Genomic DNA, 25570 nt, shown 5'->3' on the forward strand with positions numbered 1-25570 from the left:
CCTAGATGCGCCGCCTGCCGAGCAGTCTCGCCTGCTCGGCCTTCAGGCGGGCGAACCGATCTCTGGTGTACTCGTGCAATTCCCGCGCCGGGAACTTGATGATCGAAACGTAGTCACCCACATCACCCTCGGACCATCGGGCAAGCGTGACTTCGTAGCCGGATACATGAGCGCAGAGCTCGAGCAGGACGGTCGGCATCTCCGCCTCGAGGAGGAGGTCGGCCTTGGCGACTACGACATCACGCGTCGCCCTGATGTTCGGAATGAACACATTTGTCGCCCAGAATCGCCACTCAGCAAGGTCTTGCTCGGACGGCACGGGAACGTCGCAGATGGGACACCTGCCGTCCGCCAGCGCGAAATCCGAATGGAACGCATCGAAGGTCCGTTGATTCGCCTCCATCAGCGCGCGAAGCGGGCCATAAAACTCGCTCAACTGCTGATTGATTCGCGTAAGTCGAGCCTGCCGCTGGCCCAGACGAAGTCCGTTCAGATACGTGGCCATATAGCCGACGAATGCCAACCCGACGGTCATCCCCACAGTGACCATGCCAGCAATGATAGTGGCATTCACGCACCGTCGGTACTACGCAAGGTGGACCGGGTGAGGCCCGTGCTGATCTTGGATAATGTCGGAATATGTTGCGATACTGGACATTTCGGGTTCCCGGAGTGATCATGCCCGCGTAAAATGGAGGCATGGATTCGAATGGGGTGACACTCGACGACTGCGGTATCGCTGAACTGGCGGCCGCGGTCTCGACCCTGACCGGATCCTTGCAGGGCGGGAAGATGGTGGAGTTCTCCGACGAGGATGTTGTGTCGTTGATGCGGCAGCTCGAAACCTGCAAGCGTCAGCTCGCCGCGCTCGATACCCGCCTGATCATCGAAGCCGGAGAACGTTCCCTGCATTCGCGCAGTGGGGCGGGGAAGATGGTGCCGTTCCTGCGCCACACCCTCGGACTCTCCCGCTACGACGCGTCCGTACGTGTGAAGATCACCCACCACTGCGGCGAATTCGTCCAGCAGACCGGGCACGTCGCGCCGCCGGTACTGCCGGTGACCGCCGAAGCGTTTGCGGTCGGCGATATTTCGCGGGATCACGTGCGCCACATCATGGACGTGATGAACCACCTCCCTCTCGATGTTCCCGCCGAAGCTCGCGCAGAGGCCGAACAGATCCTCGTCGACTACTCGCGTAGTGGGTGGCCGGATGATCTGTTGAAGATCGGGCGTGACATCCTCGCCCGCCTCGATCCCGACGGGAAAGTGGTGTCGGACGCTGACCGTCGCCGCCGTCGCGGGATCACGTTGTGCCGTCCCGGGGTGGACGGGATGACGCGGATCGAGGGCTGGATCACCCCTGAGCTGCGTGCGTGCCTGGATGCGGTGTTCGCCAAGCTGGCGCGTCCCGGGATGTGCAATGTCGAGGATCCGGAAAGCCCGTCGGCCACTGGCGGGTTCATCGCCGACAGTGTTCTTGATGCTGCCGCGCGTCGCGACCGTCGTGATGCCGGGCAGCGGACTCATGACGCGTTGCTGGCGTTGGTGCAGCCGGGTGTGAACATGCGGACCCTGGGTATGCACCGTGGCCTGCCGGTCGAGGTCGTGCTGACCATGAGCCTGTCCGACCTCGAGAACGGCACCGGTGTCGCCACCACCGCGTCGGGCATCCAGATCTCGGTCAACGAAGCCCTGAAGATGGCCGAGGGCACCCGGCCGGTGATCGCGGTCCTCGATGGCGACGGGATGCCGCTCTACCTGCGCCGTTCCCGCCGCACCGCCAACCGCGCCCAACGATTGGCGCTCCTCGCCCGCGACAAGGGATGCACTCGCCCGGGGTGTGAACAACCCGCCAACATGTGCGCCGCCCACCACATCACCGATTGGGCCAAGAACGGGCCGACCGACATCACCAACCTGACCCTGGCGTGCGACCACTGTCACGCGCTTGTCAACGACGGCCCGGATGGCTGGAAAACCGTTGTGATGGGTAAAGATTCACCTCATGCGGGCCGCACTGGGTGGATTGCGCCGAAGAGTGTTGATCCCACCGGCACCCCACGCGTCAACGATCGTCATCACGTGGGGCAGGCGATCGCCGCTGCCGTCGATTCCAGTTGCCGAACGTGGCGCTCACGGGCAGCGTGACACTCGGCTGCTCGTGTCCTGCCGGCGTGCGCAAAGCGACGGGGAGTGTGGTCGCCTCGCCTGCCCTGCCGGACTGGGGCTGACGCCGGGTTGGGATCCGCATTCCGCCGATCCCAGCCCACGGACCGCACGCATCACCTTCTCGAGAAAAGAACCCGAAGAACCTATACGCAACAAGCCACTTCGAGAAGCTCACCCGCAGCTCTTCCTCTACACCGGGACGATGCGCGGCCGAGCCGTGAGGGGGCTGGTAGGTGAGGGGCCTCGCAAGCTCGGCCACCCTCTCTTCCTTCTCCAGGCGTCTTTTGTCTTTGGTCTTCTTTTGTCTTTGGTCTCGTCTTGATCCTGACTACAGCAGGGCGCGAGCTCGATGCGCCTCGACAGCTTGGCGGGTTTCCTCGGCGACCAGGTCGGCGTTGATGTGGGCGCCTGCCATGGAGCCGCCGGCGGCGGAGTTGCCCACCTGAGCGGAGAGGTCGGTGACGTTTCCCGCCGCCCAGACGCCGGGGACTTCGGTGCGGCCGGTGGCGTCGGCGGGGATGTATTCGCCTACGCCCGAGGGGTGGGGTGTTGGGGTGAGGCCGAGGTCGGTGAGGAAGGCGGCTCGGGGTCGCATGTGGGTGGGGGCGGCGAGGACTTCTCGGGGGATGACGGTGCCGTCGGTGAGGCGGACGCCGGACAGGTGGTCGGCGGTGATCTCGACCGAGGCGATTTCGCCGTGGACGACCCGGATTCCCCTGGCGGCCAGTTGTTCCGATTCCTCCTCGGTGGGCGGGGTGTTGGTGTGGGCGAAGTAGACGATGTCGTCGCTCCACTGACGGAAGAGCAGGGACAGGTGGATGGCCATGCGGCCCAGGCCCAGAACGCCGATGGGACGGTCGCGGACCTCCCAGCCGTGGCAGTAGGGGCAGTGGATGACGTCGTGGCCCCAGCGGTCGCGCAGGCCCGGAATGGCGGGGAGTTCGTCGACCAGGCCGGTGGTGACGAGCAGACGGCGGGCCCGGACGGTGCGGGCGTCGGCGAGGGTGACGACGAAATCGTCACCGTCCCTGCGGATTCCGGTCACCTCACCGGAGACGATGCGGCCGCCGTAGTCGCGCACCTCCTCGCGGCCCCGGGCCAGTAGTTCGGCGGGCGGGACGCCCTCGCGGGCGAACAGGCCGTGCACCCGGTCGGCGGGGGCGTTGCGCGGGGCGCCCGCGTCGATCACCGCCACCGTGCGGCGGGCCCGGGCGAGCATGAGGGCTCCGTTCAGGCCCGCGGGTCCGCCGCCCACCACCACCACGTCGTAGCTGTCATTCAGCTGATCGGTCATTGATGACCACCTCCTGCCTACGACCATGCGGACCGCGCGGGCATATCGGCAACGTTATTTGCCGATGTGGCAAACTGGGGTCATGACCGAGGATATCGACGCAGCCCTGGAAGGGGTAGGCCTACGACTCCGTGAGCTGCGTAAACAACGGGAAACCACACTGGCCGAGCTGTCCACGGAGACGGGGATCTCGGTGAGCACATTGTCGCGGCTGGAATCCGGGGCGCGACGGCCCACCCTGGAGCAGCTGCTGCCGCTGGCGCGCGCCCACGGCGTCACCCTCGACGAGCTGGTGAACGCGCCCGACACCGGGGATCCGCGGGTCCACCTGCGGCCCATCACGCGCGGCGGGATGCAGATGCTGCCGTTGACCCGGCGGGCGGGCGGCATTCAGGCGTTCAAAATCATCATGGACCCGAAAATCGGTCGCACCGAACCGAATCCGCAGACCCATGAGGGCTACGAGTGGCTGTACGTCCTCAATGGCCGGTTGCGGATGATCCTCGGCGCGCACGACCTGATCCTGCAACCCGGCGAGGCCGCCGAATTCGATACCCGCGAGCCACACTGGTTCGGCGCGGCCGACGATCAGCCGGTCGAATTCCTCAGCCTGTTCGGCAAACAGGGCGAGCGCGCCCACTTCCGCGCCCGGCCCCGCAAGGACTGATCACGCCGGGCAGCACCCCGATCAGGCCGGGTAGCGCGGACCGATCAGCGCCAGCGCGGTTTCCACCGCCACCGGAATGATCTCGGTGATGTCGCGTCCGTCCTCCACCGTGGAGGCGATGAGCTCACGGAAGCCGCCGTAGAGGATGGTCGCCATCCGACGGGTCGGCGGGTGCAGGCCCGCGCCCTGGAATTCCGTTGTGCCGGCCAGGGTTTGGATCAGCGTGATGAACGCGTCCGCGGCGTCGCGCTGCAGGTCCCGGGCCCGCTCCCCCAGCGCCGGGATGTCACGGATCCAGGCCAGCGTGATCGGGGTGTCCTCGCGTGAGGCCCCGATCCACGCCTCGATCGCCTGATGGATCTGGGTGTCCCACGGCGCGGCCACGTCCACGGCCGCGTAGATCTGCGCGATGGTGTCGTTGTTGCGTTCGGTCAGCAGCGCCACGAAGCAGTCCTGCTTGTCGTCGAAATGCTCGTAGAAGGTGCGTCGCGAGGTCTTGGCCAGGCGCACGATATCGGCGACCGTGGTGTCGCGGTAGCCGCGCTCGCGGATCGCGTCGGCCATGGCATCGAGCAGCCGACGCCGGAAGCCGGACTCGGCGGCGGTGTCGGCGCTGGTGGCGGGGTCGGCGCGGGTCACGAGCATCAGCGTAGTTTGCCCGGATCTCGGTGGGCGCCGCGGCGGCCGGTGTGTTCGCCGCGGCGCTGGTCACCGAGGTCAGGCGGTCACCGGTTCGGGCCCGCGATCGGCGCTCGCGGCCCGCACCGAGCGGCGGCCGAAGCGGATGGTGCCGTCCTCGATTCGCCCGTGCCGCAAGGTGATCACGTCCTGCGCGTAGTTCATGCCCAGCCGCCAGGGCGGGCGCGATCCGGCCTTGGGGAAGCGGTCCATCGACCGCAGCACGTAGCCCGCCTGGAAGTCGAGCAGCGGCGTGGTGGTCACCGCCGGGTCCGGCCACGGCGTGGCCTGGCTGTACCCGTGCTCGTCGAGGTGCCGCAGCAGCCGGCAGACGAATTCGGCGACCAGGTCGGCCTTGAGCGTCCAGGAGGCGTTGGTGTAGCCGATGGTGAAGGCGAAATTCGGGACGCCGCTGAGCATCATGCCCTTGTAGGCCATGGTGTCGGACGCCGCGATCTCGCGGCCGTCGACGGTGAGCGCGATGCCGCCCAGCGCCAGCAGATCCAGTCCGGTCGCGGTCACCACGATGTCGGCGGGCAGTTCGGTCCCGGACTCGAGGCGGATGCCGTCCGCGGTGAACCGCTCGATGCGGTCGGTGGCCACCGAGGCGCGTCCGGCGCTGATGGAACGGAACAGATCCCCGTCGGGCACCAGGCACAGCCGCTGATCCCACGGGTTGTAGCTGGGATTGAAATGCGTGTCGACGTCGTAGCCGTCGGGCAGCTGCTTGATGGTGAGGTTCCGGAAGAACTTGCGCATCATGGCCGGTCGCCGCTGGCTGAGCTGGTAGATGACGGTGCCGATGGCCACGTTCTTCCAGCGGGTGACGGCGTAGGCGCGCCGCTCCCCCAGCCATCGCCGCAGCGTGGTGGCGATGGCGTCGACGGTCGGCGCGGACATGATGTAGGTGGGCGAGCGCTGCAACATGGTGACGTGCGCCGCGGTCTCGGCCATGGCGGGCACCAGCGTCACCGCGGTCGCGCCGCTGCCGATCACCACGACCCGCTTTCCGGCGTAGTCGAGTTCGGCGGGCCAGTGCTGCGGATGCACGACCTGTCCGCGGAAGTCGGCCAGACCGGCGAACTCCGGGACGTAGCCCTCGTCGTAGCGGTAGTAGCCGCTGCACAGGTAGAGGAAGTCGCAGGTGATGGTCGAGGCCCTGCCGTCGTGCTGGTATCCGACGGTCCAGCGCGCTTCTTCCGAGTCCCAGGAGGCCCCGGTCACGCTGTGCCCGTAGCGGATTCGCTGGTCGATGCCCGCCTCGGCGGCGGTGTCGCGAATGTAGGACAGGATGGCGGGCCCGTCGGCGATGGCCTCGGCCGCCACCCACGGGCGGAACCGGTATCCGAGGGTGTGCATGTCGGAGTCCGACCGCACGCCCGGATACCGGAACAGGTCCCAGGTCCCGCCCATGGCCTCGCGAGCCTCGAGGATGGCGTAGCTGCGATCCGGGAACGCGTCCTGGAGATGATGCGCCGCCCCGATGCCCGACAGTCCGGCCCCGACGATCAGTACGTCCACGTGTTCGGTCATCGTCCCGCTCCCTTCGCGGCCCGGGTCCGCGCCAGGCCCATCACGACCGACAGCACGTCGAAGTAGTGCGTCGGGGTCACCCGGGTGAGGGTGTCGAACAGATACGCGTCGGGTCCGACGAGGATGCGCGCCTTGCCGCGTTCGACTCCGCGGCAGATGATCTCGGCCGCTTTCTCCGGGCTGGTCATGGTCATGGCCTCGAATTCGGCGGCCATCTGCTCCTGGCTGCGGCCCCGGCCCTCCGGGTCCTGGCGGACGCGTCCGTTGCGGGCGATATTGGTGCGAATGCCGCCGGGGTGCGCGGTCACCGCCGAGACGCCGGTCCCCCGCAGTTCCTGCCGCAGCGCGTCGGTGAATCCGCGCACCGCGAATTTCGCCGCGCAGTAGGCGCTCTGGTACGGCATGCCCGCCAGTCCGAACACGCTGGAGGTGTTGACGATCGCGCCGCTGCCCTGTTCGACCAGGATCGGCAGGAAGGCCCGCGTCCCGTTCACGACGCCGTCGAAGTTGATCTGCCGCAGCCATTCGTCGTCCTCGGGCACGGTGTCGAGCACCGAGGAGGACACGGCCACACCGGCATTGTTGAAGACCGCGGCCAGGGGCGCGGTCAGCCACGCCTTCACTTCCTCGGCGAAGGCCAGCTGGTCGGCGGCGTCGCGTACGTCCAGCACCCGGGTCAGCACCGGCCCGTTCAGTCCGGCCGCGGTCTGCTTCAACCCGTCGGCGTCGATGTCGGCGATGGCGACCGGCGACCCACGGCGGGACAGCAGCTGGGCCAGTCCCCGCCCGATTCCCGAGGCCGCGCCGGTGATCATGACCGGATGGCCGGACAGCGGCCTAGAGGTTCGGGGCATCGGAACTCCTGAATTCGACGGTGCGGATGTGGGTGTCGATGAGGTCGGCGAAGGTGGGCCAGAGCGCGACCGGCAGATCGTGGCCCATGCCCGGCACGGTGTGCAGGCGCGCGCCCGCGATCGCGGCGGCGGTCACCGCGCCGCCGGTGGGGTTCACCATCTGGTCGCGGTCGCCGTGCACTACCAGTGTGGGCGCGGTGATGGTCCGCACCTCGCGAGTCCGGTCCCCGGACTTGAGGATTCCGGCGAGCTGACGGCCCACGCCCGCCGCCGGGCGCGGATCTCGATCCCAGGTGAGGCCCGCCGTGGCCCGGATGCGCGGCTCGTCGAGGGGATATCCGGCCGACCCGATGTGCCGGTACATGCGCACCGCCGCCTCGACATGCTCCTCCCGCGTGCGAGCGGGCCTGGCGAACATGCGAATCCAGGTCGACGGCGCGGGCCGCCCGACGCGCGGCGCACCCGTGGTGGAGAAGATCGACGTCAGCGAGGACACCCGCTCGGGATGGCGGGCCGCCACGGTCTGGGCGATCATCCCGCCCATCGACATGCCGACCAGGTGCGCCGACCGCCAGCCGAGGATGTCGAGCAGTCCGGCGGTGTCGGTGGCCATGTCCCCGAGATCGTATTGCTGTGCGTCCCAGCGCTTGCGGGCCATGGCGAGTCCGCCCGGCGGCCGGAACCCGGCGTGGGTGGAGGTGCCGACGTCGCGATTGTCGAATCGCACCACGTCGTAGCCGCGGACCACCAGCTGCGCGACCAGACCGTCGTGCCATTCGTGCTTCTGCTGCCCGAGTCCGGCGATGAGCAGCAGCGGCACGCCCGCGCCCTGCCGCTCGTAGGTGAGAGTGATGCCCCGCCCGACCTCGGCGACCCGCTCGCTCATGCGGTCACCTGCTCGCCGCGCGCGTCCCGGGTGGCGGCGGATTCGTTTGTGACAGTGCTGGATTCGACCGGCACCGCGCCGGTGTCGCCGGACTCCACGCCGGCGTGCGGCCGCGGCGCCCTGCGGTACACGACCGCGCGTCCCTTCTTCGCGGGAGCCAGTGCGACGCCACGGAAATGGGTGCGCTCGTCGGGCGCGTCGGTGGGCGCGAGGGTGAAATCACGCAGCAGTACCCGCAGCACCACGTTCATCTCCATGGTCGCGAACGCCGCCCCGATGCAGCGGCGCGCGCCGCCGCCGAACGGAATCCAGTTGAATGTCCCCGGCCGCGCGTCGACGAACCGGTCCGGGTCGAAATCGCGTGGGTTGGTGAACAATTCCGGATTGTCGTGCATGAGCCGGATGCTGACCAGGACGTGCTGACCGCGCGGCAGCGTCCAGCGGCCCAGCCGGAAATCGTCCACCCGCACCTTGCGGGCGGTGGCGTCGATGACCGGGCGCACCCGCTGGACCTCGAGCAGCGTCGCCTCGCGCAGCGCGGAGCCGCCCGCGTCGGTCTCCTCGACCAGGCGCGCCAGGATGTGCGGATGCCGGCGCAGCCGTTCAACGGTCCAGGCCAGCGAGGTGGCGGTGGTCTCGTGGCCCGCGGTGAGCAGGGTGAGCAGCTCGTCGGCGATCTCGCTCTGCGTCATGGCCGAGCCGTCGTCGTAGCGGGCCTGCAGCAGCATGGCCAGCACGTCGTCACGGTCGGCCAGGTTCGGGTCGGCGGCGGCGCGGCGGATGAGCCGCCCCACGATCTCGTCGTAGCTCGCGCGGTGGGCCTGGAACCGCGCCCACGGCCCGAAGCGCCCGAACAATCCGGGCGGCACCGGCAGCGCCGCCAGCGCGGAGGCGACCAGCACCAGTTTCGGGATCACCTCGCGCAGTTGCTCGAATTCCGCTCCCTCCGCACCGAATACGGCGCGCAGGATCACATTGAGCGTGATGCGCATCATCGAATCCATGGTCGCGAATTCGCGCCCCGACGGCCAGGTGGCCATCTCGCGGACGGCCTCCTCCTCGATCAGCGATTCGTAGACCGCCAGCCGCCGCCCGTGGAAGGGCGGGGTGAGCAGTTTGCGCTCCTTGCGGTGCTCCTCACCGCGTCGCGCGAACAGCGAACCGGGGCCCAGGAATTGGCCGAGGTTGATGTCGAGGTTGTCGACCAGATCGGTGTGGGTGGTGAACAGCGCCTTCACTTCGGCGGGGTCGGAGAGCACGACGGTGGGTCCGAAACGCGGCATCGACACCACGAACGCCGACCCGTAGCGCTGATGCAGCCGCCGCCAGGCGCGGGTGCGCCCGGCCAGAATCTCGATGCCCTGCACGAAGCCCGGCGTCGTCGGTCCGTCGGGCAGTGTCACTGTGGTCATGCGCCATCTCCCAGCGTGGTACCTCTGCGTACCAGCGCGACGGTACGCCGGTGTACCAGGGTGTGGCAAGGGTCACTTTCGCGACGTCAGGGGCGATGGGGTGACGTTTTCCGCTTACCGGCCGGTGCCGACGAGCAGCGCGACGATGGCCTGGACGAATCCCTCGATGCGTTCACGGGGGTATACATCCGGTTCACTGACCGCCATCCGGCCCAGCATCTCGGCGATGGTCAGCAGCGAGTTGGTGAGCAGGCCGGAATCGATTCCGGCCCAGCGGGAATCGGTGATGAGGCCCACGCGGACCAGCGCCTCGGCCTGGTCGAAGATGCCCGCGCGGGAGCTGCGGATGGCCTCGCGGTATTCGTCGGGGGCATTGCCGGGACCCGAGAGCAGCAGCCGCCACCGGGTCGGATTGTCCAGGGCCACATCGACGAACGCGCGGACCGAGGCGGAGGCCGCGACCACCGGATCCGCGCCGAGCAGGTCGGTGGGCAGGGTGTCGGCGACCTGCTCGAGGGCGCGTTCGCGTTCGCGTTCCAGCAGGGCGGCGACGAGTTCGGCACGGGTCTTGAAGACGGTGTACAGCACGGGTTTTCCCACACCGGCCTCGGCGGCGACGGCCTCCATGCCGAGCTCGTGGAGTTCGGCCTTCTCCAGGACCGCGAAGGCGGCGTCGAGCAATTGCGCGCGACGTTCCTCGGGTGGCAGCCGGGGCGCGTAGCGCCGGCGCGGCCGGTCGGCCGTCATGCCCTCATCCCCTGCCTCCACCGTCATCGGCCCCATTCTGTCATCCCGGATCGCGAGGTCACGCGCCCACCCAGGGTAAAGCTACGCCACCGTTGTATTCATTCCACGCAATTGCTACGGTGGCGTTGTATTCCATGGGATCGAACCTGTAGAGGAGCCCCCAGTGACCTTCGATCCGACCACCCTCCGCCGCGACGACTACGGCTTCTTCGGCCCGGATTCCCCGAGCTGGAAGGTATGGACCTCGCCCACCGCCGTCATCGGATTCCAGCGCGCGGTCACCCTCGAGCACTTCGATCCGTTCCTGACCGCGGCCGTCGCCGACACCGGCAAGATCTACTCCGAGCCGCGCGACCGCCTCGACGCCACCTTCGCCTACTTCCTGATCGTGGCCATCGGCGATTCCCGCACCGCCATCCAGGCCTCCGAGCATCTGATGACGGTGCACGCGAAGAACACCGGCATCGAGCCGATCAGCGGCCAGCGCTACAGCGCCAACTCCCCCGAGACCCAGCTGTGGATCCACATCACCGGCTGGCAGTCGGTGCTCAAGGCCTACGAGATGTTCGGGCCCGGACTGACTCCCGAGGAGGAGGCGCAGTACTGGCGTGAGTGCCGCATCGCCGCCGAGCTGCAGACCTGCAAGCCCGAGGACGTGCCGATCACCCGCGAGGGCGTGCGCGAGTACTACGCGGATGTCCGTGCGCGCCTGTGCACTTCGGAGGCCGCCCAGGACGGTATGCGGCAGCTGCTGTTCACCTCGCCCAAGAACGGCGCGGGCTGGACCTACGCGCTGGGCGCGCGGCTCCTGTCGTTCGCCTCCATCGCGACCCTGCCGAAGTGGCAGCGCAAGCTGGGCCAGTTCGACCGGCCCGGCCTCGTGGATCTCATGGTGCGCCCGGCGGGCCGGATCCTGGTGTGGCTGTTCACCCTCTTCGACAAGAAGGGCTTGATCATGGCCGCGCCGATCATCGCGCCGATGGCCGGGCAGATCCTCGAACAGCACATCAAGGGCGAGCTGCCCGCGCGGCTGGAAACGGTGACCCCGGCCGATGCCCGCCGCCTCTACGGGACGCGCGGGCATCGGACCGTCACCGCCGCAAGCTGATCCGGCTCAGATCAGCGGTGTGAAGTCGCGGGCGGCCAGGTACTCCGGCCGCGGACTCGGTGCGGAATACGGGTCGCGCAGAGTGTTCTCGACGCTGTTGAACACCAGGAACAGATTCGAGCGCGGGAACGGCGTGATGTTGCCCGAGGACCCGTGCATCAGGTTCGAGTCGAACAGCAGCGCCGAGCCCGCCGGACCGGTGAACTGGGTGATGCCGTGCTTGCCCGCCAGGTCGGTGAGCGCTTCCTGGGACGGAACGCCGATCTGCTGTTCCCGCAACGACACCCGGTGATGGTCGGTGGGCGTCTCGCCCTGACACGGCACGAAGGTGCGATGCGAGCCGGGCATGACCATCAGGCTGCCGTTGAACGGGTAGTTGTCGGTCAGGGCGATCGACAGGCTCACCGCGCGCGGGGCGGGCATACCGTCCTCGGCGTGCCAGGTCTCGAAGTCGGAGTGCCAGTAGAACCCGGCGCCGGTGAACCCGGGCATGTAGTTCACCCGGGCCTGGTGCAGGTAGACATCCGAGCCGAGGATCTGGCGGGCCAGACCCGCGATCCGGTCCTGGCGCACCAGCTCCCCGATCATCGGGCTGAGCCGATGCACGTCGAAGACCGAGCGCACCCGATGCGAGGCCCGCTCGATGATCACGCGCTCGTCGAGCAGCAGCTCGGGATCGCTGGTCAGGTGCTGCATCTCGGTCGCCACCGCCCGCACCTCGTCCGGGTCGAGCAGCAGGTCCAGCACGGCGTAGCCGTTGTCGTCGAACTCGGCCAGGCCGTGGGAGTCGATCGGGCCCCAGACCGTCGGGTCGTCGCGCTCTATCGGCGGCGTCCCGGCGACCGTGCGGGTGCGGTAACGGTCGATCAATCCGTAGTCGGACAAGGTCATTCGAATCTCCTAGTCGACGGCGACCAGCGGGTAGACACCGTTCTCGTCGTGAACCTCCTGCCCGGTCACCGGCGGATTGAACACGCACAGCATGCGCATCCGGGTGCGGGCGAACAGGCGATGGCGTTCATGGCCGTCGAGCAGATACATGGAGCCGGGGCCCAGCTCGTAGGTGAGGCCATGGTCGAGATCGACCAGGGTGCCGTCGCCCTCGACCAGCCAGACGGCCTCGACGTGATTCTGATAGTGGAATTCGTGGACGGACTCGGCGTCGATGGTGGTCTCGTGGAACGAGAACCCGACCCGGTCGCCGCCCAGCACGATCCGCTTGCTGCGCCAGCCCGGACCCGCGACATCGCGGTCGGTGCCGGTGATCTCGGCGGTGGTGCGCACGATCATGTCAGCGACCCCGTCCGCTGCCGACGACGTCCAGCGAGGAGGCCAGCAGTTCCAGTCCGTGATCGAGCTCGTACTCGGAAATGGTCAGCGGCGGAAGCAGTTTCACCACCTCGTCCTCGGCGCCGGAGGTCTCGACCAGCAGTCCGCGCTGGAAGGCGGCGGCGCACACCTTCTCCGCCTGGGAGGCGTCGTCGAAGACCAGGCCGTGCACCAGCCCGCGCCCGCGGGCGCTCACGCCGTCGAAGGCCGCGGCCATGCCGGTCAGGGCGCGATCGATGCGCGCGCCCTTGGCCCGGGTGGCCGACTCCAGGCCGTCGTCGGACCAGTAGTGCTCGATGGCGGTGCGGGCGGTCACGAAGGCCGGGTTGTTGCCGCGGAAGGTGCCGTTGTGCTCGCCCGGCTTCCACTGGTCCAGTTCGGGTTTGAACAACACCAGCGCCATCGGCAGGCCGTAGCCGCCGATCGACTTGGACAGGGTGACGATATCCGGTGTGATGCCGGCGCTCTCGAAGGAGAAGAACGGGCCGGTGCGGCCACAGCCCATCTGCACGTCGTCCACGATCAGCAGAATCTCGCGCGCGGAGCACAATCCGGCCAGCTTGCGCAGCCATTCCACGCTGGCGATATTGACCCCGCCCTCGCCCTGCACGGTCTCGACGATGACGGCGGCCGGACTGTCCAGGCCGGAGGAGGCGTCGTCGAGGACCCGCTCCATCCATTCGAAGGAGTCGCCCTCGGCGCCGGACAGGTAGCCGTCGAAGGGCATCGAGGTGGCGTGCTGCAACGGCACGCCCGCGCCCGCCCGCTTGGCCGCATTGCCGGTGACCGAGAGCGCGCCCAGCGTCATGCCGTGAAAAGCGTTGGTGAAGTTGAGGATCTCGGTGCGGCCGGTCACCTTGCGGGCCAGTTTGAGCGCCGCCTCGACCGCGTTCGCGCCGGTGGGTCCGGGGAACTGCACCTTGTAGTCCAGGCCGCGCGGCCGCAGGATGCGCTCACGCAGCGATTCCAGCAGTTCGCGTTTGGCGACGGTGGACATGTCCAGGCCGTGGGTCAGGCCGTCGCCCGCGATGTAGTCGAGCAGCGACTGCTTGAGCACCGGGTTGTTGTGGCCGTAGTTGAGCGCGCCCGCGCCGGCGAAGAAGTCCAGGTATTCGCGGCCGGTCTCGTCGCGCAGCCAGGCTCCCGAGGCGGTGTCGAACACCGTCGGCCAGGAGCGGCAGTAGCCGCGCACATTCGATTCCAGATCCGCGAACACGGACAGGTCGGGGGTGGTGGTGATCATCGCGGTTCCTCCTGAGTGGTCACCGGTGCGATGCGGTAGAGATCCTCCGGCTGATGCCCGCCGGGGAATTGATCCGCCGAGAACAAGGTCGTGCGGGTCAGAGCCGCGCCCCGGCGGCGGGCCAGGGCGGCGAACATGGCCACCGACGCCGGATTGTCCGGCGAGATGGTGGTTTCGAGCTGGGTGATGCCGTGCGCGGTGGTGCGTTCCAGCAGTGCGTCGAGCATGTCCACGCCGAGTCCGTGCCCGCGGTGCGGCTGGTCCACGGCCACCTGCCAGACGAACAGGACGTTGGGCCACGCCGGCCGGGTGTAGCCGATGACGAAACCGGCTACCTCGCCGTCGATCTCGGCGACCATCGAGGTGGCCGGGAAATCGCGGCACCACAGCAGATAGGCGTAGCTGGAGTTGGTGTCGAGTACCCGGGAGTTCTCGGCGATCTGCCACATGTGCGCGCCGTCGGCGAGCTCGGGTTCCCGGATCTGGATGGTTTGCTGGGATATCGCGTCAAATTTGCTGATTGGGATCTGCATGACCATCCCAGCCTGACCAAGCAACGTTGAGGTCTTCCATGCGAACTCATTGCGATCTCATGACGATCCGATGACTCCGCCCGGGACGCGGGGCTCAGCGGGGCATGTCGAGGCGGTAGCCGAGCCCGCGCACCGTCACCACGATGCGCGGATCGGAGGGATCGACCTCGATCTTCGTGCGCAAGCGCCGCACATGGACGTCGACGAGTCGTTCGTCTCCGAAGAAGCCTTCGTCCCAGGCTCTTTCGAGCAGCAGGGTGCGGGTGAGCACACGGCCCGGATTCGCGGCCAGTTCGCACAGCAGCCGGAATTCGGTGATGGTCAACGGAATCTGCTCCTCGCCCCGCCGCACCGCGCCACCCTCGGGCGAAAGCACCAGCGGCGCAGCCTCGTCGGGGTCGAGCACGATCTCGGTGAGTGGTTCGGTCACCGATTCGTCGGGCAGCCCGCCCAGGTGCGGGCGCCGCCGCAGCGCCCGCATGCGCGCGCTGATCTCCTTGATCTCGAACGGCTTGGTGACGAAGTCGTCGGCCCCCGCCTCCAGGGCGGCGACCACGTCATGGGTGTCGTTGCTGGCGCTGACCACCATGATCGGCACCTCGTGCGCGCGCCGGACCTCACGAATACAGGTGAAGGCGTCCATCTCACCGGACAGGAGGTCCACGACCATCACGTCCGGCGCGCCGTTCACACGCAGCTGTTCCAGCGCGGCCTCACCCGCGCCCGCCTCGGCGACCTCGTATCCTTCCTCTTCCATCGCCGCCCGCAAGGAGCCGCGGACCCCGTAGTCGTCCCCCACGATCATCAGGCTCGCACCCATGTTTCAATTCCTTTTCGCGTTCGACAAAGTCGAATACCCGAACCTTAGTTGCCCGAAACATGCTGGCTTTTGCGGTATGCACGCGATTGCTGGCGCGCAATGATGGAATTGCCACACGTCAAACATGCTTTTCATGCGACTCCGGAGGAAGGCGCGGCTATTCACCCGGTCCGATAACCCGCAGGTCGCATGTGCGACATTGTGAGAACAGGCACAAGGTGTTTCGTATGCGAAATCGTGGTTTTCGGGGCCTATTCCCGGACGGCGATATCGATGACCGGCCCGCGCGCCGGATCCAGCCAGCGCATGAGTCGGTCCAGGTCGGCGGCGGGAACCGCGACGCAGCCCGCGGTCGGATGGCCGTCGCCGACGTGCAGGAAATAGGCCGATCCGGCCCCCGCGACGACGGGGGCGCGGTTGTAGTCGATGACGACGGCGTGATCGTAGGCCGGGCCCGCGCTCCCCAGATCCTCACCGGCCGATTCGTCGAACGGACAGCTACCGGGCGCGCAACTGTGATGCGTGTTGTAGAACCGCGACGCGGTGTCCGACACCCACCAGTCCGAGGTCGTCACCCGCCGGTACGGCAGCCGCGTGCCATTGTCGGCGGCGATGCCGAAAGCCTCTGTCAGCGACCAGATTCCGGCGGGTGAGCGGGTCGCCGATTCACTGGCGGGGCCGATGCCCTGCGCGCCGACATCGGCCCGCAGCGGTCCGATCGCCCGAACCCACTGCGCCCCAACCCGATCCCACGCGCTGAGGGTGGCCGTGGTCGCGTCGGCCGAATCGGAGATCACGGTGATAACCTGCCCGGCCGGGCCGCGGTAATCGGGTTGATCGCCGGTCTCGGAGTGCCGCCGGCCGCAGCCGACCGCCACTGTCAGCAGGGCCGCGGTGACCGCGGCCGCGCTGAGCAGGCGTCGATGGGAGACGGCCATCAGGACAGGCGGTGCTCTTCGATGTCGGTCGACAGCGTGTTGCCGTTCAGCTCCAGATACAGGTGCCGGTCGGTGATCGAGAGCGTGAGCGCGTTGCGGCGCTGCAGGAACGGAGTCGCGTCCTCGATGAAGGTGGGGTCGAACGAGTAGACGCGAATCTCCGAAGCGTGGTGAATCCGCTTGGCCGGGAGCTGCGCCAGCACCTTGACCGGATCCCGGTGGGTGTAGATGACCACGCGGTCGGCCAGTTTACTGCCCCGGTGGATGCGGGCGGCGTCGGGCGCGCCCACATCGATCCAGGCGGTCATGCGGGTGGTGAGATCACGGATCATCACCGGCGGCTCATCGGTGGAGGAGACGCCGCCGACACTGAACGCGATGCCCTCCTCGTACTCGAGACAGTAGGCCAGCACCCGGGTCAGCATGTATTCGGCCGTCTCCGAAGGATGCTGGGCGACCCGCAGATCCAACTCCTCGTACACCCCCCGATCGATGTCGGACAGTTGCACGGCGAAGGTATGGAGAGTCGCGTTCAGGGCCATAGTGCTTGCAGCTTAGAACACCCCTGGTTCAGGGCTCGTCGGCGAACCGGCCCGTCGCCAAGGCCGCGTCGCGCAGCCGCGCCGGGAAGCCCGGGCCCAGCCGGGCGGAGATGTCCTCGTGGCGCAGCGGCTCGCGGCAGTGCGCGCACACCACCTCGGCGTGTGTGTCGTGGTCGCAGGCGGTGTGGTGGAGCAGCACCGGCTCCCCGGATTCGGGGGCCAGATAGCGGTCGCCCCAGGCCATCATGGCCGCGATCACCGGAAAGAAGTCGCGGCCCTGGGTGGTGAGCCGGTACTCGTGGCGCACCGGACGATCCTGGTAGGGGACCTTGTCGAGCAGGCCCGCCTCCACCAGACGGGTCAGCCGCTGGGTGAGGACATTGCGGCTGAGCCCGAGGGTGGATTCGAAATCGTCGAAACGCTTGGCGCCGTAAAAAGCTTCGCGCAGGATCAGCGGCGTCCACCAGTCGCCCAGCAGGTCGACGGTGCGGGCGACGGTGCACGGCCAGTTCGCGAAACTCGTACGTTTCATGTGGTCACGGTATCCAGGCGGGCGGGAACGTACTTGTGCCAGGGGGTGCCGACCCATTCGTCGCGATCCTCGACCGAGGTCAGCTCGTTGGGCGCGGTCCCGGTGGTGACCGGGGTGCCGTCGGCGCCGGCGACCGAGAGCCCGAAACCGTTGGGCAGCGACAGGTGGCCCGAGCGCATCCGGTCGGTGGGTTCGACGGGCACGCGCGCGGTGCCGCGGCGGGTGGTGACCTGCACCAGGTCCCCGGCGGTGAGCCCGAGCCGTTCGGCGTCGCCGGTGCTGATGCGCAGGGTTCCGGCCGCATCGCGCTTACGCCAGGCCGGATCCCGGAAGATGGTGTTGGCGGTGAAGGCCCGCCGCTCCCCGGCGGAGAGAACGAACGGCCAGGCCGCGAGGTCGTCGGCGGCGGGCTCGGGCAGGGTCGCGACCACCTCCAGCAGCTCGGGCACCTCCAGCCGGATCACCTTGTCGCGCACCCGGTTCCAGGTCTCCTCGTAATCGTCCTCGGAGATCACGATGCCGTGCCTGCCCGTCAGGATCGCCTCGAACAGCCGCTCCCCCGCCTCCAAGCCGGTGCCGTACCCGGCACGCTCGACGCTGGCCGGGAACTTGCGGACCATGTTGTAGGCGGCCGCCCACAACAACGCCGCCGACGCCGCGCCATCGGGCAGGGTCTCCCCCAGCGTCCGGTACAGCAGCACGGGAGCCAGTTTCGAGCGGGCCGGATCGCCCAGAATGCCCAGGAAGGCCATGGCGAACGCCTCCCGGCCCTGGGCCAGCGCGGCCCGCAGCGGCGCGTAATCGGCCTCGCCCAGCACGCCCGCGGCCTCGACCAGGCGGGCGTGGATCTCGGGTTCGGGCAGCACGCCCGCGGGGGCGGGCAGCACGGGGTGGCGCAGGTGGAAGATATTGCGCGGGAAGTCGAAGTTGAAGAAGGTGGCCTCGAACTTCTCGAACTGGGTGGGCGCGGGCAGCACGTAGTCGGCCTCGCGGGCGGTCTCGGTCATGGCGACGTCGATGACGACCACCAGTTCCAGCGCCCGCAGCGCCTCGCGCATGCGGGCCGAATCGGCCAGGGAGTGCGCGGGATTGGCGCTCTCGATGACCATGGCCCGGTAGCGGGCGGGGTGGTCGGTGAGGATCTCCTCGCTGATCACATTGCACGGCACCAGCCCGCTCACGATCTGCGCGCCCGCCACCGGGCTCTTCGGGCCCTCGCCGGCCGGGTGGCCGCGGTCGTGGCCGAGATTGCTCAGTCCGGTGAAAGCGTATTGGGTGCCGGGCTTTCCGACATTGCCGGTGAGCAGCCAGACCAGCTTCTCTACATAACTGACCACGGTCGAGTACCGGTTCATCTGCACGCCGAGATCCTCGAGCGCCGCCACCGATTCGGCCGCCGCCAGCCGGTGCGTCGCCGCGGTCACCAGCTCCGGGTCGACATCGGCGATGGCGCAGTACTTCTCGATCGGCACCGTCCGCAGCACCTCGAGGACGGCGTCGAGTCCGGTGGTGTGGGCGGCCAGCCACTCGCCGTCGAGGAGGTTGTCGCGCACCAGGATCGCGGCCATGGCCGTGAGCAGGTACACATCGGTGCCGGGCTTGAGCTGCAGGTGGAAATCGGCCAGTTCCGCGGTCTCGGTGCGGACCGGATCCAGCACGATCATGGACCGGGCGGGATCCTTGGCGATCTCCTTGAGCACCGTGCGCGCTCGCGGGAAGCCGTGCGACTGATAGGGATTCTTGCCGATGAAGAACGCCACCTCGGCGTGCTCGACATCGGCGCGCATCGGGTAGCCCGTCATGCGCGCGCCCACCCAGAAGTCGCCGGTCTTCTCCTGCGCCAGCGCGCTGGAGCGGTACTTCATGCCGAAGGCGGCCATGGTCGCCGGGGCGTACGCGCCGCCCAGGTGATTGCCCTGACCGCCGCCGCCGTAGTAGAAGATCGATTCCCCGCCGAAGTGGTGGCCGATCTCGAGCAGCCGGGCCGAGATCTCGGAAATCGCGGTGTCCCAATCGATTTCCTCGAAGCCGCCGTCGGCGCGGCGGCGCAGCGGCGAGGTCAGGCGGCCGGTGCGCCCGTTCTGGTAGCGGTCCAGCTGCAGGGCCTTGTTACAGGTGTAGCCCTCCGAGGCGGGATGCAGCTTGTCACCGCGGATCTTCTCGAAGGACCGGCCGTCCGGGCCGAGCAGCACCTGGATGCCGCAGTTGCACTCGCACAGGATGCAGGCCGTGGGCCGCCACTCCGTCATGTGAGCAGCGTAACTCGAGTCAGTTCACTAGCGCTACCAACTCAGAGATCCTTGACCACGATCCCGAACGCGTGCGCGAACACCGGGGCCAGCTCGAGCAGCTGAGTGTTGGTGACCAGCGCGCCCGACAGCGACTCGACACCGCTGGAGACGCCGATCGACCGGGCCTGGCGCAGATCCACCTTCTTCAGCTTCGCGTTGCGCAGCGACAACCCGGAGATCTCCGAGCCCGGGAAGCTCACCGAGGTCGCCTTGGCCTCGCTGATGTCCACATCGCGCAGCACGCAGTCCACGAACGAGACATCGGTGAGGGTCGCGCCGCGCAGGTTCACCGAATCGAACTTGCAGTTGTGGAAGCTCACCCGGCGCAGCACCGAACCGAACGCCTCCACCCCCGACAGCGCGGCCATCACGAATTCCACGTCCATCCAATTGGTTTCGGACAGGTCGGTGCGGATCCAGCGGGTGCTGCCCAGCCAGACGTCGTTGAAGCGCGAATACCGGAAGAAGCCACCGTTCACGGTGGTGGCCGAGATGGCGCACTCGGTGAAGGTGACCCCGCGCAGCTGCGGGTCGTCCAGGGACAGGCCGTCGAAATGCGCGCAGTCGTACGCGCCTTCGTCGCGCAGCGCGTCCTGCGGTTCCAGGAAACGGGCGAAGGGCAGGTCTGCCAGCTCACGCGGCATTATCGGGCTCCTTGCTGGGGAGATGACGAGCTCGGATCGGCGAACACGCCCGACTGTATGCCCGTCAGCGCGGCGCGGATTCGCCGGAGGTCAGTGCGGCGAGCAGATCACGCAGGGTATAGCGCTGTTCCGCGGTGAGGGCGGCGAACATCTCCTCGGCGGCGTCGCGCCGAGCCGCGAACATGCGGTCGAGCGCGTCGCGACCGGCGGCGGTCGGGGTCACCAGGGTGGCGCGGCGATTGGCCGGATCCGCTTCGCGGGCAACCAGACCCGCGGCCACCAGCGCGTCGACCACGGTGGTGGCCGAGCGCGGCACGATGCCCAGGTGTTCGGCCAGCGCGGACATGCGCAGCGGTTCGTCCCCGTGCTCGGCGGCGCGGCCGATGATGCGCAGCGCGCGGGCCTGGGCCGGGGTCAGGCCCAGCGGGGACAGTCGCGTGGCCTGGGTGCGGTGCAGGCGTTTGGTCGCGCGCAGGAACAGGTCGGCGAGGTCGTCCTCGCGGGGTTCCCCGGTGGCGCGCGGCTGGTCCGCGGGCGTGCTCGACATGATTCAGAGCATAACTCATTGTCCTCGGAACAATAATGAGTCAGACTCAGTTACAGCGTGTGACTCCCTGCGAAAGGAGGCGCTGTGACTTCGAAAGCGAATCAGACTTCGGAAACAGAACTTCGCCGGATCGTCCGGCTCTTCCACCCCTATCGGGGACGCCTGGCCCTGGTCGCGGCCCTGGTCGGCCTGGCCTCGCTGGCCGGCCTGGCCTCCCCGTTCCTGCTGCGCGGCATCATCGACGACGCCCTGCCCGGCGGCCGCACCGGCCTGCTCACTGTGCTGGCCGCGGGCATGATCGCCGTGGCCGCGTTGAACAGCGTGTTCGGCGTGCTGCAGACCTACATCTCGACCGGCGTCGGCCAGGACGTCATGCACGATCTGCGCTCGGCGGTCTACGCGCGGCTGCAATCCATGCCGCTGTCGTTCTTCACCGCCACCCGCACCGGCGAGGTGCAGTCGCGCATCGCCAACGACATCGGCGGCATGCAGTCCACCGTCACCTCGACGCTCACCTCCCTGGTCTCCAACTTCACCTCCGTCGTCGCGGCGGTCATCGCCATGTTCGCGCTCGATTGGCGGCTCACCCTGGTCTCGCTGGCCATGCTGCCGCTGTTCGTGTGGATCAGCCGCCGGGTCGGCTCCGAGCGCCGGCGCATCACCGGGGAGAAGCAGCGCAAGCTGGCGGGCATGTCGGCGATCGTGGAGGAATCGCTGTCGGTGAGCGGAATCCTGCTGGCGCGCACCATGGGCCGCTCCCCCGCCCTGGTCGAGGACTTCACCCGGGAATCGCGCGGGCTGGTGGATCTCGAGATCCACGCCAGTATGGCCGGGCGGTGGCGGCAGTCCACCATCTCCATCGTGATGGCGGCCATGCCCGCGGTGGTCTACTGGGCGGCGGGCATGACCGTCGCCTCGGGGCACCCGCTGGTGTCGATCGGCACCCTGGTCGCGTTCACGACGCTGCAGAGCGGCCTGCTGCGGCCGTCGGTGATGCTGCTGTCGACCGGCGTGGACATCCAGAGCTCCCTGGCGCTGTTCGGGCGCATCTTCGAATACCTGGATCTGCGACCCGATATCGAGGAGCCCGTGCGACCCACCCCGTTGCCCGAGCGGGTGACCGGTGCGGTGCGGTTCGAGCGGGTCGGCTTCGCCTACGACGCGGACCGGGACGTGCTCAGCGACATCGACATCGACGTGCCCGCCGGGACCAGCCTGGCCATCGTCGGCGAAACCGGTTCGGGCAAGACGACTCTCGGCTATCTGGTAGCGCGGCTCTACGACGTGACGGCCGGACGGGTCACCGTCGACGGGGTCGATGTGCGGGACCTGTCGTTCGCCGGCCTGTCCGCGGCGGTGGGCGTGGTGTCGCAGGAGACCTACCTGTTCCACTCCTCGGTCGCCGACAACCTGCGCTTCGCCAAACCCGATGCCACCGAGGCCGAACTGCACGCCGCGGCGCGCGCGGCGCAGATCCACGACCACATCATGAGCCTGCCCGACGGCTACGACACCCTGGTCGGCGAGCGCGGCTACCGGTTCTCCGGCGGCGAGAAGCAGCGGCTGGCGGTGGCGCGGGCGATCCTGCGCAATCCGCCGATCATGGTGCTCGACGAGGCGACCAGCGCACTGGACACCCGCACCGAGCGGGAGGTGCAGGCCGCCATCGACACGCTGTCGGCGAATCGGACCACCATTACGATCGCGCACCGATTGTCGACCATCCGCGACGCCGATCAGATCGTGGTGCTCGACCGCGGCCGTGTGGTGGAGCGCGGGACGCATCGGGAACTGGTCGAGCGCAATGGGTTCTATGCGGAGCTGCTGGCCCGCGACACCTTCGACGACGTGGTCGGGTCGTTGGACGTCTGACCTGGACGGATCGCACCGATCACGGCGGACCAATCGGTATTCTGGGTCCGGCCGACCGCAGCGGCCGGCCGCCACCGACCGTTATCGGGAGGATCCGGATGCCCACGACAGACAAGGTTTGGCCGCAAGGAACTCCGTGTTGGGTCGACTGCTCGGTCGACGATCCCGCCGCCGCGCGGGACTTCTACTCCCAGCTGCTCGGCTGGGAAGTCCTCGACAGCCCGCCCGAGGCCGGCGGCTATCTGATGGCCATGCTCGACGGCAAACCCGCCGCCGGCATCGGACCCAAGATGGGCCCCGACCCCATGCCCTCGGTGTGGACCACCTACTTCGCCGCCGACAGCGCCGACAAGATCGCGGGCGCGGTGACCGAGGCCGGCGGCGCGGTCTTCATGCCGCCCTTCGACGTCATGGACGTCGGGCGCATGTTCATCGCCGCCGACACCGCGGGCGCGGTGTTCGGCGTCTGGGAAGCCAAGGCGCACACCGGCGCCCAGATCTACAACGAGCCCGGCGCGTACTGCTGGAACGACCTGCAGACCACCGGCTACAAGCCGTCACAGGACTTCTACAACTCCGTCTTCGGCTGGTCCTTCGACGAGATCGGCAACGAGCAGATGCCCTACTCCACTTTCGCAGGTCCGGACGGACGGCCGATGGGCGGAATGGCCGACAGCAGCGGCCAGCCCGCCGGCGCACCCAACTACTGGCTGACCTGGTTCCAGGTCGCGGGCGCCGACGCCGCGCTGAACAAGGCGAACTCGCTGGGCGCGACCGTCCTCATGGGTCCCTCGGACAGTCCCTTCGGACGCATGGGCATCGTGTCCGGACCGCAGGGTGAGGTGTTCGGCCTCATCGACACCACCGTCACCAGCGGCTGACGCGACACCACCGTCACCAGCGGCTGACGCGCAGCCGAGCACGAGGGCCGAGTGGCAGTGCGCCACTCGGCCTTTCGCGTACTCGGAGCGGTTCGCGTCAGGCGAAGAGCCGGGCCACGAAGGGCACGCTGTCGGCCAGCGAGGCCAGCATCGCGCCACTGTGGTCCTTGCCCGCGTAGACGTGCACCTCGGGGAAGGTGCCCGCCAGCGCCATGTCGGCGACCAGCTTGGCGGTCAGCGGCGCGGGGACGTCGGTGTCGTTGGTGCCCTGGCCGATGAACAGCGGCCGGTCGTACCCGGTCAGGGGCACATCCATGACCGAACGCGCGGTGGGCACGAAATCGCCCTGGGCCAGCGGACGCGACAGCAGCCGCCCCAGCGTCAGTCCGTCGGCGCGTTCGGCCAGCGGCGTGAAGCACAACGTCTTGGCGTCCTCGACCAGGTCCTTGCCTTCCGGGCTGAGGTAGCTGTCCAGATCGAAGTCCGGGCGGGCCGCCTTCAGGCCGTTGAGGACGTAGGTGGCGTAGGCGGTGATGTGCGGGGACCCGACGGTCGTGCCCGGGCCGATCAGCGTGGCCGCGTCGACGATATTGGAGGCCGGGCCGGTGGCGACCGCGCCGCGGTAGTCCAGTTCGGGCGCATAGCGAGTCGCGAGCGAGGCGGTGAACACCGCGGCCCCGCCGCCCTGCGACTGACCGATCGCGACCCACTTCGAGGCCAGCGACCGGTCCACCGCACGGGCGGCGCGCACCATGTCGATGGCGGCGTGCGCCTCGGCGCGGCCGTCGAGGTAGGCGTGCACACCGGGGGTGCCCAGCCCGATGTAGTCGGTGGCGACGATGGCGTAGCCCTGCCGCAGCCAGGTGGCCAGGAAGCCGTTGTCGCGCTCGGAGCGACCGGTCACCGAGGGCGCGCAGTCGTCGCCGATGCCGACCGTGCCGTGCTCCCACGACAGCACCGGCCAGCCGCCGGGCGGCGGGGTGCCCGCCGGGGTGAACACGACGCCGGTGGACAGCGCCGGCTGATCGGCGGAATCGCGGGTCCAGTAGGTGAGTTTGCGGGCCGATCCGGTGCCGTCGAGCCACAGGTGCTGCGGCAGCTCCGCATTCGCGACGACCGCGCCCGGGGACGTGCTCTCGGCCTGAGCGGGCGGGGCGGCCACGGCGGTGGCGGCGAGCGGCCCGGCGGCCAGCACGGCCGCCGAGACCAGGGTGATCATGGCGCCACCGCGCAGGGTGATCATGGCGCCACCGCGGCGGGGCCAGGCACATCGCGTCATCGAGGAGTCCTCTCGTACTCGTCTCGCTCCGGTGTCACAGTGAGACACTTCCGCGAGACTATCCTGAGAAGTGTCACTTTGAGACACCAGGGGGTGACACGGCACGAAAGGTCGGGATGACGGCAGCCACCGGGATGCGGGAACGCGAGAAGGCCAGGGTACGGCGCGAGCTGATCGACGCCGCGCTGCTGCTGTTCGAGCGGCGCGGCTTCGAGGCGACCACCGTGCAGGAGATCGCCGACGCCGCGCAGGTCTCGCGGCGCACCTTCCACCGCCACTTCCCCGCCAAGACGGCCGTGGTCTTCAGCCACGAGAAGGACGTCATGTCCTACCTGCTGGCAGCCCTGGACCGCCGTCCGCCCGGTGAGGCGGTATTCGTCGCATTGCGCGCGGCGCTGCGTGACTTCCTGCTCGACGACGCCGAACTCGACCTGCGGCGCCGCCAGGCCGACACGGCCCGGCGGGCGCGACTGGTGCTGATCGCCAATCCGCAACTGCGCCAGGAGAATTTCACCGGGGCCTTCGGCCGCCGCGACGCCCTGGCTCGCAGTTTCGCCCGCCGGGCCGGGCTCAGCGCCGACGACCTGCGGGCGAAACTGGCCGCCGCGACCTGCTTCGCGGCCTTCGGCGTCGGGCTCGACCATTGGGTGGCCGGCGCGGACCCGTCACTGCGCAGCCTCTACGAAATCCTCGACGACGCCGTCGCCGCGATCCAGCACGGGCTCGAGATCCCCGCGGCGGCACGCGGATCCGGGCGGTAGCCGCCGC

At 68.6% G+C, this 25570-nt stretch carries 26 protein-coding genes; 6 read left to right on the plus strand and 20 right to left on the minus strand.

What is annotated here, in order from left to right; genetic code table 11:
* Position 1 precedes the first annotated feature (1 nt).
* Positions 2–550, minus strand: a complete 549-nt coding sequence (locus ACQPYY_RS21965; protein ID WP_433590819.1) for a hypothetical protein — start codon at positions 548–550, stop codon at positions 2–4.
* A gap of 164 nt (positions 551–714) precedes the next feature.
* Between ACQPYY_RS21965 and ACQPYY_RS21970 the strand changes: the two genes are divergently transcribed.
* Entirely contained in the window at positions 715–2151 is a 1437-nt protein-coding gene (locus tag ACQPYY_RS21970; RefSeq protein WP_433590820.1) for a DUF222 domain-containing protein, read from the plus strand.
* A gap of 349 nt (positions 2152–2500) precedes the next feature.
* Here ACQPYY_RS21970 and ACQPYY_RS21975 read toward each other — a convergent pair whose 3' ends face one another.
* Entirely contained in the window at positions 2501–3466 is a 966-nt protein-coding gene (locus tag ACQPYY_RS21975; RefSeq protein ID WP_433590821.1) for an NAD(P)/FAD-dependent oxidoreductase, read from the minus strand.
* 82 nt (positions 3467–3548) lie between these two features.
* Here ACQPYY_RS21975 and ACQPYY_RS21980 point away from each other — a divergent pair, with 82 nt between their 5' ends.
* Positions 3549–4133, plus strand: coding sequence for a helix-turn-helix domain-containing protein (locus tag ACQPYY_RS21980; RefSeq protein WP_379104784.1), 585 nt, complete (start codon positions 3549–3551; stop codon positions 4131–4133).
* Between the two features lie 21 nt (positions 4134–4154).
* On the opposite strand, the gene ACQPYY_RS21985 is transcribed toward ACQPYY_RS21980, so the two are convergent.
* The 6 genes from ACQPYY_RS21985 to ACQPYY_RS22010 form a co-directional block, all read right to left on the minus strand.
* Positions 4155–4778: a TetR/AcrR family transcriptional regulator gene (locus tag ACQPYY_RS21985; protein ID WP_433590822.1), complete on the minus strand. Its 624-nt coding sequence runs from the start codon at positions 4776–4778 to the stop codon at positions 4155–4157.
* Positions 4779–4850: 72 nt separating this feature from the next.
* A complete protein-coding gene (locus tag ACQPYY_RS21990) occupies positions 4851–6344 on the minus strand; it encodes a flavin-containing monooxygenase (RefSeq protein WP_433590823.1) in 1494 nt (497 codons plus the stop codon).
* Complete coding sequence (locus tag ACQPYY_RS21995; protein ID WP_433590824.1) at positions 6341–7198, minus strand: SDR family NAD(P)-dependent oxidoreductase; 858 nt, start codon at positions 7196–7198, stop codon at positions 6341–6343. Before ACQPYY_RS21995 ends, ACQPYY_RS21990 begins: the two co-directional genes overlap by 4 nt.
* On the minus strand, positions 7182–8084 hold the full coding sequence (locus tag ACQPYY_RS22000; RefSeq protein WP_433590825.1) for an alpha/beta fold hydrolase: 903 nt from the start codon (positions 8082–8084) through the stop codon (positions 7182–7184). The genes ACQPYY_RS21995 and ACQPYY_RS22000 overlap by 17 nt, the downstream gene beginning before the upstream one ends.
* On the minus strand, positions 8081–9496 hold the full coding sequence (locus ACQPYY_RS22005) for a cytochrome P450 (protein WP_433590826.1): 1416 nt from the start codon (positions 9494–9496) through the stop codon (positions 8081–8083). Before ACQPYY_RS22005 ends, ACQPYY_RS22000 begins: the two co-directional genes overlap by 4 nt.
* 114 nt (positions 9497–9610) lie before the next feature.
* Complete coding sequence (locus tag ACQPYY_RS22010) at positions 9611–10270, minus strand: TetR/AcrR family transcriptional regulator (RefSeq protein ID WP_433590827.1); 660 nt, start codon at positions 10268–10270, stop codon at positions 9611–9613.
* 136 nt (positions 10271–10406) lie between these two features.
* Here ACQPYY_RS22010 and ACQPYY_RS22015 point away from each other — a divergent pair, with 136 nt between their 5' ends.
* Positions 10407–11351: an oxygenase MpaB family protein gene (locus ACQPYY_RS22015; RefSeq protein ID WP_433590828.1), complete on the plus strand. Its 945-nt coding sequence runs from the start codon at positions 10407–10409 to the stop codon at positions 11349–11351.
* Between the two features lie 6 nt (positions 11352–11357).
* On the opposite strand, the gene thpD is transcribed toward ACQPYY_RS22015, so the two are convergent.
* The 11 genes from thpD to ACQPYY_RS22070 all read right to left on the minus strand — a co-directional run bounded on the left by thpD (position 11358) and on the right by ACQPYY_RS22070 (position 20770).
* Complete coding sequence (gene thpD, locus ACQPYY_RS22020) at positions 11358–12242, minus strand: ectoine hydroxylase (protein WP_433590829.1); 885 nt, start codon at positions 12240–12242, stop codon at positions 11358–11360.
* 9 nt (positions 12243–12251) lie between these two features.
* Positions 12252–12641, minus strand: coding sequence for an ectoine synthase (locus tag ACQPYY_RS22025; RefSeq protein ID WP_379104808.1), 390 nt, complete (start codon positions 12639–12641; stop codon positions 12252–12254).
* Between the two features lies 1 nt (position 12642).
* Positions 12643–13923, minus strand: a complete 1281-nt coding sequence (ectB, locus tag ACQPYY_RS22030; RefSeq protein ID WP_379104811.1) for a diaminobutyrate--2-oxoglutarate transaminase — start codon at positions 13921–13923, stop codon at positions 12643–12645.
* Complete coding sequence (gene ectA, locus ACQPYY_RS22035; RefSeq protein ID WP_379271755.1) at positions 13920–14456, minus strand: diaminobutyrate acetyltransferase; 537 nt, start codon at positions 14454–14456, stop codon at positions 13920–13922. The genes ectB and ectA overlap by 4 nt, the downstream gene beginning before the upstream one ends.
* Before the next feature lie 94 nt (positions 14457–14550).
* On the minus strand, positions 14551–15276 hold the full coding sequence (locus ACQPYY_RS22040; protein WP_433590830.1) for a response regulator transcription factor: 726 nt from the start codon (positions 15274–15276) through the stop codon (positions 14551–14553).
* A 251-nt stretch (positions 15277–15527) separates the two neighbouring features.
* Positions 15528–16214 (minus strand): L,D-transpeptidase family protein, encoded by a 687-nt coding sequence (locus ACQPYY_RS22045; protein WP_433590831.1) that lies wholly within the window; start codon positions 16212–16214, stop codon positions 15528–15530.
* Positions 16214–16756: a YaeQ family protein gene (locus ACQPYY_RS22050; protein WP_357287133.1), complete on the minus strand. Its 543-nt coding sequence runs from the start codon at positions 16754–16756 to the stop codon at positions 16214–16216. The genes ACQPYY_RS22045 and ACQPYY_RS22050 overlap by 1 nt, the downstream gene beginning before the upstream one ends.
* Positions 16757–16784: 28 nt before the next feature.
* A complete protein-coding gene (locus ACQPYY_RS22055; protein ID WP_357095641.1) occupies positions 16785–17288 on the minus strand; it encodes a winged helix-turn-helix transcriptional regulator in 504 nt (167 codons plus the stop codon).
* Complete coding sequence (locus ACQPYY_RS22060; protein ID WP_433590832.1) at positions 17285–19537, minus strand: molybdopterin-dependent oxidoreductase; 2253 nt, start codon at positions 19535–19537, stop codon at positions 17285–17287. The genes ACQPYY_RS22055 and ACQPYY_RS22060 overlap by 4 nt, the downstream gene beginning before the upstream one ends.
* 41 nt (positions 19538–19578) lie before the next feature.
* On the minus strand, positions 19579–20223 hold the full coding sequence (locus tag ACQPYY_RS22065) for a pentapeptide repeat-containing protein (RefSeq protein WP_433590833.1): 645 nt from the start codon (positions 20221–20223) through the stop codon (positions 19579–19581).
* A 64-nt stretch (positions 20224–20287) separates the two neighbouring features.
* Positions 20288–20770, minus strand: a complete 483-nt coding sequence (locus ACQPYY_RS22070; RefSeq protein ID WP_433590834.1) for a MarR family winged helix-turn-helix transcriptional regulator — start codon at positions 20768–20770, stop codon at positions 20288–20290.
* A gap of 84 nt (positions 20771–20854) precedes the next feature.
* Between ACQPYY_RS22070 and ACQPYY_RS22075 the strand changes: the two genes are divergently transcribed.
* Together ACQPYY_RS22075 and ACQPYY_RS22080 are read left to right on the plus strand one after the other, a co-directional pair.
* Positions 20855–22642 (plus strand): ABC transporter ATP-binding protein, encoded by a 1788-nt coding sequence (locus tag ACQPYY_RS22075; protein WP_433590835.1) that lies wholly within the window; start codon positions 20855–20857, stop codon positions 22640–22642.
* 98 nt (positions 22643–22740) lie between these two features.
* Entirely contained in the window at positions 22741–23523 is a 783-nt protein-coding gene (locus ACQPYY_RS22080; protein ID WP_433590836.1) for a VOC family protein, read from the plus strand.
* Positions 23524–23620: 97 nt separating this feature from the next.
* Here ACQPYY_RS22080 and ACQPYY_RS22085 read toward each other — a convergent pair whose 3' ends face one another.
* Positions 23621–24742, minus strand: a complete 1122-nt coding sequence (locus tag ACQPYY_RS22085) for a lipase family protein (protein ID WP_433594701.1) — start codon at positions 24740–24742, stop codon at positions 23621–23623.
* Positions 24743–24918: 176 nt separating this feature from the next.
* Between ACQPYY_RS22085 and ACQPYY_RS22090 the strand changes: the two genes are divergently transcribed.
* Positions 24919–25563, plus strand: coding sequence for a TetR family transcriptional regulator (locus ACQPYY_RS22090; RefSeq protein ID WP_433590837.1), 645 nt, complete (start codon positions 24919–24921; stop codon positions 25561–25563).
* Positions 25564–25570 lie beyond the last annotated feature (7 nt).

This window comes from Nocardia sp. CA-145437, assembly GCF_050956485.1.
Lineage (GTDB): Bacteria > Actinomycetota > Actinomycetes > Mycobacteriales > Mycobacteriaceae > Nocardia.